At 45.8% G+C, this 10259-nt stretch carries 7 protein-coding genes and 4 pseudogenes; 7 read left to right on the plus strand and 4 right to left on the minus strand.

The genetic code is table 11. The features are described 5' to 3' along the window. Positions 1–62 precede the first annotated feature (62 nt). The 3 genes and pseudogenes from DJ81_RS19640 to DJ81_RS08830 all read right to left on the minus strand — a co-directional run. A pseudogene (locus DJ81_RS19640) lies at positions 63–588 on the minus strand (IS6 family transposase); the annotation flags it as partial. A 259-nt stretch (positions 589–847) separates the two neighbouring features. Beyond that, positions 848–1840 (minus strand): hydroxyacid dehydrogenase, encoded by a 993-nt coding sequence (locus DJ81_RS08825; RefSeq protein ID WP_094589341.1) that lies wholly within the window; start codon positions 1838–1840, stop codon positions 848–850. A gap of 188 nt (positions 1841–2028) precedes the next feature. Further along, positions 2029–2829 carry an HpcH/HpaI aldolase/citrate lyase family protein gene (locus tag DJ81_RS08830; protein ID WP_094589343.1) on the minus strand — a complete coding sequence of 267 codons (801 nt, stop codon included), beginning with the start codon at positions 2827–2829 and terminating at the stop codon, positions 2029–2031. Positions 2830–3539: 710 nt separating this feature from the next. Here DJ81_RS08830 and DJ81_RS08835 point away from each other — a divergent pair. From DJ81_RS08835 to DJ81_RS08865, 7 genes and pseudogenes are all read left to right on the plus strand, one after another. Next, the gene (locus tag DJ81_RS08835) at positions 3540–4337 is read left to right on the plus strand and encodes an IclR family transcriptional regulator (RefSeq protein ID WP_094589353.1); all 798 of its coding nucleotides are present in this window, start codon (positions 3540–3542) and stop codon (positions 4335–4337) included. Positions 4338–4713: 376 nt separating this feature from the next. Continuing rightward, positions 4714–5988 (plus strand): extracellular solute-binding protein, encoded by a 1275-nt coding sequence (locus tag DJ81_RS08840; RefSeq protein ID WP_170938282.1) that lies wholly within the window; start codon positions 4714–4716, stop codon positions 5986–5988. A gap of 27 nt (positions 5989–6015) precedes the next feature. Beyond that, positions 6016–6960 (plus strand): carbohydrate ABC transporter permease, encoded by a 945-nt coding sequence (locus tag DJ81_RS08845; protein WP_094589347.1) that lies wholly within the window; start codon positions 6016–6018, stop codon positions 6958–6960. Next, a complete protein-coding gene (locus tag DJ81_RS08850; protein ID WP_094589349.1) occupies positions 6961–7839 on the plus strand; it encodes a carbohydrate ABC transporter permease in 879 nt (292 codons plus the stop codon). Between the two features lie 45 nt (positions 7840–7884). Then, complete coding sequence (locus DJ81_RS08855; RefSeq protein ID WP_094589351.1) at positions 7885–9021, plus strand: ABC transporter ATP-binding protein; 1137 nt, start codon at positions 7885–7887, stop codon at positions 9019–9021. 134 nt (positions 9022–9155) lie between these two features. Beyond that, positions 9156–9788, plus strand: a pseudogene (locus DJ81_RS08860) (IS6 family transposase). An 8-nt stretch (positions 9789–9796) separates the two neighbouring features. Beyond that, positions 9797–9961, plus strand: a pseudogene (locus DJ81_RS08865) (IS6 family transposase); the annotation flags it as partial. Positions 9962–9971: 10 nt separating this feature from the next. Here the strand turns inward: DJ81_RS08865 and DJ81_RS08870 are convergent. Next, positions 9972–10259: pseudogene (locus tag DJ81_RS08870) on the minus strand (DDE-type integrase/transposase/recombinase); the annotation flags it as partial.

Here is a 10259-nt window from a genome sequence, read left to right on the forward strand (position 1 = left end):
GCAGTTTCTGCTTCGGCGTTCCTAAAACAGTTTGAGAAGCAGATAGTTCTGTGTTTTATCTAATAAGAGATATGCTTGACGCTGTTTCGATTTCCATGTCGTTTGTCTCTAAAATCGAGGCCATATTTCTCACAAGCTCGGTGAAGTTGAACCGCGTCCTCAACGAGAATTATCGCGTCATCCACGTCGTGTTTTTGCTGAGTTCCACGAAGAATTGATCTACGATCGCGTTTGTTCTTGTCGGATCAAGCTTTATATGGTGTAAATAATTTGAATTAGGACCGACAGCGGCGTACAGCCAGTATTGTTCATCGTCAAGCTAAATCATCGTTTTATCGACCGTAACTTGATTCGGGCTCCGCCCAGATCCCGGCTGTAAATGTCCTTGTGAACCCAGTTATGAACGGTGAATTGAATCCGATCAACACCGAATACCTAAAAAAATGAAATAGTATTTGAAAGAGATATTTCTGCTAAATGAAGCTGAATACTGAGCTTTATCAACAGCTGCGGTGTTGCCTCTCGCTCCACAATGTCTGAGCCGAACCAAGGAGTGGTTTTGGAGAGCGAAAGCCGATTCCGACTCACCAGCTGTCGCTGACCTCTACTTAAACACCAGATATCACTCTTCTGATCCGGCCGCTATCATCGGATTTAACAGAGCGTTTGTTTCCATATGGGACAGCATAGTGAGTGAGAGGATCGTGATCGATATCAGCCAACAGCACGGATGGGACAGGCCCACTACGTCACTTCCTCGCTTCAACGGCCATTAAGCTCCTATTGGCTACCAGCGTGACCACATTATACTCTTCAGTCGAAGCTTCTAGCGTATGAATTTAAAATGTTACGCCCACTTTCTGCCGAGTGCTTCCCGATTTACTGTTGAGTCCGGAATATCGCCCTCAAAAACGCTTCGGACGTTTTCAGCGGCCCTGAGACTGGCATTATACGTGGCTTCGTTCGACAGCCCACCCAAGTGGGGCGTCAGGATAACTCTCTCATTGTGGAATAATCGGTGGTCTTCACTCGGTGGTTCTTCTTCTAGAACGTCTAATCCAGCGCCAAGAATAGTTCTCTGTTCAAGCGCAGATATCAACGCATCTTCGTCTATGATGGCTCCTCGTGCCGTATTAACAATAATACCATCTTCTCCCAATGCCCGGAGTTCTGCTGAACCGACGCTGTGACGTGTTTCTTCAGTTAATGGTGAGTGAATACTTACCACGTCAGAACGCTCGAAGAGTGTCTCTTTATCATCAACTCCAGTTACCGTATCCCCAAGTGCTTCGTGATCAACGTATGGGTCATAAGCAATACACTCCATGCCTAGTCCAGTCACCAAGTTAGCAACCTCCTCTGCGACGTTACCGAACGCAAATAACCCAACTACGTCATTTTGAACCTCCGATCGGGAGAACCGATCCCAATCTGTCTGAACCTCATCCCACTTACCATCGCGTACGTTTCGATCTGCGAGTAATAAATTACGTCTCACCCCCATCATCAGTGTGACTGTGTGTTCAGCAACTGCTCTTGAATTGATCCCGGGAGTATTACACACAATGATTTTCTGCTTACTCGCTGTTTCGATATCGACGTTGTCAAGGCCTGCTCCGTGTTTAGCAATTACCTTGAGATTGTCAGCACTCTCAATAACTTCCTTCGTTAGCTCAGCATGTCTGAGAATGATTGCATCAAACTCGCTGATACGCGAACGAAGTTCTTCCGGAGTCCGGATATTTTTTGAAACTGATGTGAACTTGGCAAAGTCTGCTATTGATTCTGGGCCCACATCGTGGATCTTTTCAGGTAACAAGACACTCCAGCTATCACTCATCCCATCAGGACACACTAATCAATAGTATATTAATATTTTGATCAGAGAAATTTTTGAGAGATACTCCTCGATGAGCTAGAAATCGACACTACCCAATCGAGAGATCACGATTTCAACAGAGAAAGGCTTCTTTCAGTAGACTTTCTGGTTTGTATTGGACTCATACGGAACCGGTCGGCGACCGACTCTTACTCAGACCCTGTGAACTCGCTAAGTTTGTCGAATCGAGTCTCAACAACATCACGAAGAGCAGCGATTTCACCACCGCTTATTCGGATTATCTGGACGTCATCATCGATGAGTTCTTTGGCCTCATCCGTCCCGCTGGCCAATTGGCCGACCGGAATATCAGCCGCTTTGACTGTCTTTTGAATATGTTTGATTGTCTCTTGAACCTCTGGATGCCCATCATTCAATGGATAACCCATCGAGACCGAAAGATCAGCAGGACCGATGACAACGAACTCAAGCCCCTCCACACGAAGAATTTCATCTAGATTTTCTACTGCAGTCGTATTCTCGATCATCACCCCAACGGCTGTGTTCTGGTCTTCTATGTGGACGTACTCTTCATTCAATTCACTCCCCCATCCACTCACCCGAGAGGCTGCAATACCACGCTCTCCAATATCATTATCATAGGAGAATTTGGACGCTTCAACTGCTTGTCGTACATCCGCTACGGTCTCAATTCGAGGGATCAATATATTTCGTACGCCTGAGTCAAGCACCTTTCTAATGAGAGATGGGTCATTTCCGGGAAGTCGGACTAGCAAATCGGTTCCCGATAACTCGGCAGCACGTGTGATATCCTCGAATAATTTACTATTTTCAGGTGTCGGACCAATATGTTCGAAATCAATCCACACGAAATCTATCCCCATGTCACCATACACTTCTATAATAGACGGTTTGTGAGTAACTGTTTGTGCTCCCATGACGACTTTCTCCTTCATGAGCCTCTCCAAGAACTCATTCTTTCGTCGCATGAATCGATTCTTCGACTAGCTTGAGTTAATACCTTGGGTATTCTCATATACTGACCTGCATTAGGCAGATTCCAATAATATTTCATATATAAATATAACAAAAAGAAATTTGTTATTAAAACACGGTCCGATGAGGTGATGCTCACTACGTTTCCGGGAGAGATAACATGAAATCTCTCATCGAAAGTGTGCGTACTGATCAGGGAACAATTTTAATTTCGGACCTGTCCACAAACGATCTTCATCATCTCAGATAAGTATTATATTTCTGATAGAATATATAATATCTATGGGATTCTGATCTCGGTACATCGAAGTTCCATATAGTGGAATTAAGCATGTTAGTGCTATATGCCATTTCTGAACCCTCTATCCCCGTTTCTATATGTTATGAATGTCCATTATATCCCACTATTACAACTGTACGAGCGTAATGGATTGGATTCTACTATATGGAATTTTACTCTACTACATTCGCTTTGTGGCTCGATCTTCAGTTAATTAGTCTAACATATTTGACGAAAAACACAATAAAAGATACTGAGGTTCGAACTTTCGACGATGATTGATGATCATTATGGTTTCTCCAACTGTTAGTGGTGTGTTCGATGGAGATGGTGGCGATTATAGAATAATGGTCACGAGGCCCTCTCGGTTATGACTTCCACTATGCGGAAATTTTATATTATTTGCCTGAGGAAGAGATGATTATGGTTAAGAACCAAGCTAATGACCGTCTCCAAACTGTTGAGAGGAGCTTCGATATCATCCATCTGCTCATTGATAACGGGCCGACATCCCTTTCTGAGATCGCCGATGAATTGGATATTGCTGAAAGCACGACCCATCGGTATTTGAATACATTATACGATCTACGGTATATCTCTCGAGATGGGCAAAAGTACCAACTTGGCCTTCGATTTGCGCGGTTAGGCACAGCTGCTCGGACACGTAACCCGGATTATCTCGAAATAAAATCGTATGTACATCAGCTTGCAAATAAGACTGACGAACGTGCTCATTTTATTGCAGAAGATCACGGACTAGGTGTATATCTGTATCAGGCCACCGGAGCGAATGCGGTAAAAGTAGGAGCTGATATCGGCCGTCAGGTACGTCTTCACTGTTCTGCAGCGGGGAAAGTTATTCTATCACACTACAGCCGGGAACGCGTCAACGAAATCCTTGATAGATGGGGATTACCACAAAATACTGAGCATACGATTACGAATCGAAATGTTCTTTTTGAAGAATTAGATGCAGTTCAGGAGCGTGGATTCGCGTTCAACCGAGAAGAAGCAGTTGAGGGTGTCCATGTAGTGTCGGTCCCAGTAAAACCCGAAGGGTCTCTCATAGGAACACTCTGTATCGCAGGTCCGTCGCATCGACTAACAGGGACATGGTTTGAAGAAGAGCTTCCAGAGCTACTATTATCGACTTCTAATGAACTTGAACTGAATATTGAATATGATGAGTCAAACCAACCCACCGATCACCTTGTGGAATAAGCCACAGTAGTGAACTGCCTCGGGGTCAAGTCTCGAGGTACTCGCCTTGACCCGCCTGTAAATGAGGTTGTGAAGGTCTCAACGGGTTACACGTCTCCATATACTGCTTTACGCGTACACACGAGGAGTCACCGCAGCAAAATCAAACTGTGGCCGAGCCTGAGAAATGTCTTCTACTAAATCTCCTGGAGACCTCGTGCTCACCACTAGTTTGACTGTATAAGCAGCTGTCACAATCAGCCGCATCGGTAATATTGGTGATTAATAATAAGAATTAAGTTGGATAGATATCATCGGTATGAGTATGGTTGACAGCCATAGGCGTAACCTGCTAAGGGGTACAGCACTTATTTCCAGCGGTCTGATAGCTGGATGTATGGGATCCGGCCAAAATGGTGACGGAGAAGGGTCGAATTCAGGCGGATGGGTTCAGGACACACCCCAAGAGGAAGCAGACAAACTGGTAATAAGCAATCTCAATCAAATATCAGGAGATCCTGAAATTCAGGGGCATTATGACGCATTCGAAGAGGAGACTGGTATTACTCCAGAAGCCTTCGAGATTGCAGAAGCGGATACACTCTCAAGGGTACGAACACTCCTACAATCTCAGGAGGATACACCAGACGTCTTTGACCTGATCGACTCGTGGGCCTATTCTCTGGGAACGCAGGGTTACTTTGAGAAAGTCGATCAACACATCACGACGACTGACGCTTGGTCTGATATGGCTATTGAGGCTTGTACGTGGCCGTTAGATCTACCTAGTTTTAGTGAATTCCCATATGAAGAAGGCCTCTATGCCACTCCACATTACACGAAGGGCTGGGGACTGTATGCAAATAAAAACGTCCTAGAGGAAGCAGGACTCGCACGAGATTTCCGCCCAGAGACGTTCCAAGAGTTGTTTGATGCTCTTGACCAAGTACAAGAAGTAACTGAAAACGCGATCGTGTTCCCATTCAGTGTTGGGAGCGAAGGGCGTGAAACCGTTCACAATTTAGTTCAGCGAGCTGGGGGTCATCTCTATGATGATGATAACAACCCTGACTTCATGAATGATGGTTTCGTGAACGCACTAGACTTCCTCCTCACCCTCGTGGAGGAAGGATATGCCCCTCAAGGAGTCACATCACTTAGTGAAGGTAACGTTGCTCCACAGGTGTTTGAAGAGGATGCTGCGTTCATGTTGGCTGGGCTAACTCACATGTTTGCGTATGAACCCGATAGTGATGACCAGCCTGAAGATCTTGTAACATTTAATCTCGCTCCGACTCCGGAAGGTGCTGGCGACACGCCATCGGGCGACGCGTTCCTTGTTACGCATAACGTCTCAGCATTTTCGAAGCATAAAAAAGCGGCAACCCAGTTCCAGAATATCGTTACAAGCAGAGAGAGACAGAAAGCAGAGCTGTTAATCGCAGGGAATCTCCCGATTAGATCGGACGTCTTCGAGATGGACGAGGTTCAAGAAGAGGTTCCGTATCCGGATGTCCTCGCTGAATTTATTGACAAGCAGGGCAAGTTTATTTACCCCAATCAATCTGAAATTCAGCAAGTAATGTATTCCGCAATGACAGAAGCGTTCGCAGACGGGTTGTCTGCAGAGGAGACTGCCCAAAACATACAATCCCAAGCGGAAGACATTTAAGAGCCGTATTCGTACCCAATTTTCAATATGAGTGTAAACCTAGCTAATTGGAAGGATAGTCTTCAGAGCATACGGACACGTGTGTCAGGGCTGTCTTCACTGTCTTTTGATAAACTCCTCTTACTCCCTTCTGTCGTCTTCATCACGTTGATTATCGGAGGTCCTGCTCTCTTCTTGATTTATCTCACTCTGACACAAGACGTTTTTTCACTCTTCTTAGACACGCGATTCGTTGGATTTCAAAATATAGCCGCTGTACTCACTACAGGAGATTTCTGGCTATTTACAGGAAACACACTACTCTACACTGCTGGCGTCCTTGGTATTGGGATTCCAGTGCAGTTAGGAATTGCGCTGGCACTCAATACTGATCTTCCCTACCGGAGGGTGTGGCAAACACTTCTTTTGATTCCATGGACTATTCCATTCGTCATATCCACTGTAATGTGGAAACTGATGTTCGTCCCTGAATTCGGGGTCATCAATTATTTACTCATTGAATCTGGGTTAATAGAACAACAGATTCAGTGGTTCTCTGGAACGTGGACCGCCTACTTTACGGCGATCATTACGACAGTCTGGATTATGACACCGTTGGGAACCACCATCCTACTGGCGGGGCTTGATTCGATCCCAGATGATCTGTATGAGGCAGCATATCTTGATGGAGCCGGTATCTGGAATCAATTCCGGCACGTAACACTGCCATTACTCCGCCCGGCACTTACCGCGGTTTTGGTGATCCAAGCTATGCTCGCGTTACGAGGCTTTGAGATCATCTACACAATGACGGGAGGAGGTCCGGGGACAGCGACGACCGTCATCGCCATCGATATTTATCAAGAGATGATCCAAAACGGCAATTCCCACTACGCGGCAGCTGAAGGACTCATACTCGTAGTAATGATTCTGATTGTGCTAGGAATCATCGTGAAGGGACTCTCGAGTGACACAGATTTGGAGGTAGAATAAATGAGCAACAATACCCAAAATAAAGACTTGAGCCTGTGGGAGAGAATCAACCAAGATCAAGCATTGATGAACCGTCTTCACCGTGTTGTTGCAGTCGGCGTTCTCATCTTGGTGCTTCTGTGGCTCTTCTTCCCGATCTTCTGGGCATTGGAAACTGCATTAAAAACACGCGCGGTGACTGTCCAATCCCCACCTGTCTTTTGGGGGTTCGATGTCCAATGGCAGAACTTCATCCAAGTCTGGACTGAAACTGCGCTACCAACATACATTTTCAACGGCCTGCTGATTGCGACGGTAACAACTATCCTAAGCCTTCTTATCGGCGTGCCCCACGCTTACGCGATCTCGATGTATCAGTCTAGAATCGGCGATGCGTCATTACTTCTCGTAACTGTAACACGAATTATTCCGCCGATCACCATTCTTGTACCGATCTATTTCATATTCAGTTCTCTGGGTCTGATCAATACCAAAATCGCTATCATTATTGCACAGACAGCGTTTCTTGAGCCGTTCGCTGTTTGGATAGTGAAAGGATCCTTCGACGGTAAATCCAGCTCATTAATTGATTCAGCACGAACAGATGGTTGTACTAAATTCCAAGCATTCTATAAAATAATGGTCCCAGTCTCACTACCCGGGATCATGTCTGCAGCAACTATCACATGGCTACTCTCGTGGACGACATTCCTATCGGTTTTCCTGCTAGCGACTGGGCCAAAAGCACAAACTGTGCCTGTGGGTGTCTTTGCGTTAGCACAGGACACATTCACTCCATGGAATTTAATTTCCGCCGCCGCGATAATTGGTGCAATTCCATCACTCGTTCTCGTCTCAGTATTCCAAAAATACATAATTCGTGGCTTAGTAGAGCAATAAGACGGAAGAATCAATACACAATTAAGACAACAACACAAAAACACAATGGGAAAACTAGAACTGCGGAACGTTACGAAACGGTTTGGGGATGTAGTGGCAGTCAATGACATTTCATTCGAGTTGGACGACGGAGACTTGTTAGTCCTCGTTGGGCCAAGTGGGTGCGGTAAGTCGACCACACTTCGGATGATCGCAGGGTTAGAGACCCCTACAGAAGGACAAGTGCTCATCGGAAATGAAGATGTAACGAACATTACCCCGAAGCATCGAAATATAGCGATGGTCTATCAGGACCTAGCGCTTTACCCACACAAAACTGTCCGAGAAAATATTAAATTCCCGCTAGAGATGCGGGGCGGTCATGAAGGTAATAAAGAACAGAAAGTACAGGAGATCGCGGATATCCTCGAAATAGGGGACATGCTTGATCGCTATCCGAGTGAACTCTCCGGGGGGCAACAACAGCGCGTCGCCCTCGGTCGTGCAATCATTCGTGATCCTTCTGTATTCTTGATGGACGAACCATTATCCAGTCTTGACGCGAAACTTCGTACTACGATGCGATCTGAGATCCTCCAGATCCAGCAGAGGCTCGATGAGACGATGGTTTACGTCACGCATGACCAAGAAATTGGAATGACGTTAGGCGACAAAATTGCAGTGATGAATGAGGGTGAACTCCAACAACTCGCAGAACCAAAAGCTATCTACAACGAGCCCGCAAACGAATTTGTCGCCGATTTCGTTGGTAGTCCAGATATGAATATTTTCGACGCAGACGTCCAACAGTCCAGTGGAACTATTGAGTACACAACTGAAGGCTTCACGCTTCAAAATTCAATCTCTACCGACAACGGTCTCGGGCAGAAGATCGACACAAACACAATTCGGCTCGGTATCCGACCACAGGATATCCACCTCCCTAACAATATCACGTGGGAATATGACGAGGGTCAAAGCTTTACTGCAGATCTCACACTTATCGAAGACGTCGGAGCTGTGTCGAACCTTCACGTGGAAGTCAACGGAGTCGAGATGATTGCTCAGATTAATGGAATGACTGATCTCGAAGCAGGTGACAGTATCACACTTGTCGTAGACATGGATAAATTACATTTCTTCGACAAACAGACCGGAGAGCGCATCACTGAACCTCACATGGCATTAGTTGAGGCAAAATAGAAACTACTAGCTCTGCTTAAATTATATTCTTCATATATGTTTCAGCCAGAAACAACTGGTCACTGAAGACTGTGTATTGACGGCGGTGTTCAGATTAGGATGAGGAGTGAGGCGGTGTGTTTTCTGAGTGGTTCATGCCCGACAACACACGCCTCAGCGGTATTATCGACCAGATTGAATTAGGTTTTGTGGAACAAGAAGCGACACCAAGATTGCTGATGAAGGTCGGTATTCAGTTCCATCTTGCTTACCTATAAATTTCGGATACAGTTTCTATTTTTTAGATATTTGGTGTCGAACGTGCTTGATCAACGGTTCATAATTGGGTTCACAAGGCAGATCTTTAGCCTGAAGCTGATCGGTATCCGGATCACATTGCAGTTGACGAGACTGTGCTCCGACTCAACGATGAGCAATATTGGCTGTATGCTGCCGTCGTTCCCGAGACGATCGAATTACACTACAGAAAGCTTGAGCCGACGACAAAAGGTTCTCACTCATTCGTTTCTGACGGAACTCCCCGAAAAACACGATGTCTCCGACGCCGTGTTTCTCGTCACTGGATCGCACTCTTTACAAGATGTGTGTCACCGCCACGGCTTCGATTTCAGATACGAGAACCATGGAAATCGGAACGCTGTTGAAAGTATATTTAGACAAATAAAACGTCGAACTTTCTATTTCTCAAACTGTTTCAGCAACGCCGAAGCAGAAACCGCCGCAACTGGCTCAGATCGTTCAGCTTCGAATGGAATCAGCTTATCTGAACACGAGGGATTTCAGATACGAACGACATGGAAATCGGAACAGCGTCGAACGTGTCTTTCGTGAGGTAAAACGCAGAACTATCAGTTTTTCAAACTTTTTTAGCAACGCTGAAGCAGAAACTGCTGACGAGTGGCTCAGATCGTTCGCTTTCGCATGGAATCAGCTTATCTGAACACGAGGCTGAAATCGAGGCCATGTTTTTCACATGCTCGGTGAAGTGGAACCGCTCCATCAACGAGAAAGATCGCGGCATCTACATCGTGTTTTTTGCGAAGCTCCGCGAAAAACTGATCTGCGATCACGTTTGTTCGTGTCGGTTCAAGCTTTGTGTGGAGCAAATCGTTTGAATCGGGATCGACAGCAGCGTACAGCCAGTATTGTTTATCGTCAAGCTGAATCACAGTTTCATCAACTGCAACGTGATTCGGGTTTCGACCAGATTCCGGCTGTAAATCGGCCTTGTGAACCCA

It is taken from the genome of Halorubrum sp. Hd13 (genome assembly GCF_002252755.1).
GTDB lineage: Archaea > Halobacteriota > Halobacteria > Halobacteriales > Haloferacaceae > Halorubrum.

Excerpts from the sequence above, each read along its gene's own strand:
- DJ81_RS08825 (WP_094589341.1), bottom strand. The coding sequence starts at position 1,840 with ATGAGTGATAGCTGGAGTGTCTTGTTACCTGAAAAGATCCACGATGTG.
- DJ81_RS08830 (WP_094589343.1), bottom strand. The coding sequence starts at position 2,829 with ATGCGACGAAAGAATGAGTTCTTGGAGAGGCTCATGAAGGAGAAAGTC.
- DJ81_RS08835 (WP_094589353.1), top strand. The coding sequence starts at position 3,540 with ATGGTTAAGAACCAAGCTAATGACCGTCTCCAAACTGTTGAGAGGAGC.
- DJ81_RS08840 (WP_170938282.1), top strand. The coding sequence starts at position 4,714 with ATGGGATCCGGCCAAAATGGTGACGGAGAAGGGTCGAATTCAGGCGGA.
- DJ81_RS08845 (WP_094589347.1), top strand. The coding sequence starts at position 6,016 with ATGAGTGTAAACCTAGCTAATTGGAAGGATAGTCTTCAGAGCATACGG.
- DJ81_RS08850 (WP_094589349.1), top strand. The coding sequence starts at position 6,961 with ATGAGCAACAATACCCAAAATAAAGACTTGAGCCTGTGGGAGAGAATC.
- DJ81_RS08855 (WP_094589351.1), top strand. The coding sequence starts at position 7,885 with ATGGGAAAACTAGAACTGCGGAACGTTACGAAACGGTTTGGGGATGTA.